This window comes from Aquabacterium sp. UBA2148, from assembly GCF_002328915.1.
GTDB classification, from domain to species: Bacteria; Pseudomonadota; Gammaproteobacteria; order Burkholderiales; family Burkholderiaceae_C; genus Aquabacterium; species Aquabacterium parvum.
This window is the reverse complement of the sequence record NZ_DCXA01000061.1, coordinates 3052-3975: the sequence shown is the minus strand read 5'-3', so window position 1 is coordinate 3975 and position 924 is coordinate 3052. Positions and strand designations below refer to the sequence as shown.

At 70.7% G+C, this 924-nt stretch carries 2 protein-coding genes; one reads left to right on the top strand and one right to left on the bottom strand.

What is annotated here, in order from left to right:
• Positions 1-14: 14 nt before the first annotated feature.
• Positions 15-614, bottom strand: a complete 600-nt coding sequence (locus B2W70_RS03575; protein ID WP_286742929.1) for a hypothetical protein — start codon at positions 612-614, stop codon at positions 15-17.
• A gap of 180 nt (positions 615-794) precedes the next feature.
• Here B2W70_RS03575 and B2W70_RS03570 point away from each other — a divergent pair.
• The coding region (locus B2W70_RS03570) for a prepilin-type N-terminal cleavage/methylation domain-containing protein (protein ID WP_286742933.1) at positions 795-924 on the top strand (130 nt) is incomplete at its 3' end.

Below are 924 nucleotides of genomic sequence, written 5' to 3'. Positions count from 1 at the left end.
GGGGGGGGGGGGGCTCAGTCGGGGCTGCGCACCTGGCCGCCACCGTCGAAGCCCTCAGGGGATGCAGGAGGCTGACCTCGGCGCTCACCCATGCCGGCCTGTGCGCCGGGCGGGATGCCTTGCCCGGGTGGCGGGGTTTGCGTGACGCCGCTGGGGGCCGGCAAGGTGCCCGTGGCAGCTGGGGGCAAGCCGGGCAGGTCGATGGTCAGGAAGTTTGCGCCGTCTTGCGGGCCGATGCGAGCGCTGCGCTGGCTGAGGTCCTGCAGCACCATCTCGCCATCGACCAAGCCGCCCACGCGGATGGCTTTGGGCGGCTTGCCGTCGATGGACAGCAGGGCCACGCCGGCGCTTTGACCCGGGGCGGGCGCCATCACACCGATGACCTTGATGCGGCTGGCCAGGGCCGAAGCGGCGCTGGGGTTGACCTGCGGGCCTTCGGTGCGCACCGGGCCGGTCAGCAGGCGCTGGATGTCGCCGCGCACACCGGTCTCCAGCGTCACGGCCGCAGCGTTGTGGGGGACGCCAACGGGCGGCGCGAGCCAGCGCAGGCCCCAATAGGCGAGGCTGGCGGCGACGGCGGCCCAGATCAGGAGTGCAGCGATGCGTGATGCCATGGTGGGCGCATTATGATGGCTGAGGCGGGCATCGTGCACCGTGAACAGGTGGTCCTTCCTCGGGTTGTTCCCGCATCAAGGGTGCCAAAGCCTCGGGCATGCTGGCGCCCTTGGTCGAAGCCGCGCCCGTCGTGACGCGAGGCCACCCCTGACCCTTGAAGACAAAACCGGAAGACGAAGATGTTTGAGCGCACCTCACGACCCCTTGACCGCACGCCCGGCGCCCTTGGCTGGGCTCGCTCGGTCGCCCGCACCGCTCAGCGCGGCTTCACCCTGATCGAGCTGATGGTGGTGCTGGTCATCATCGGCC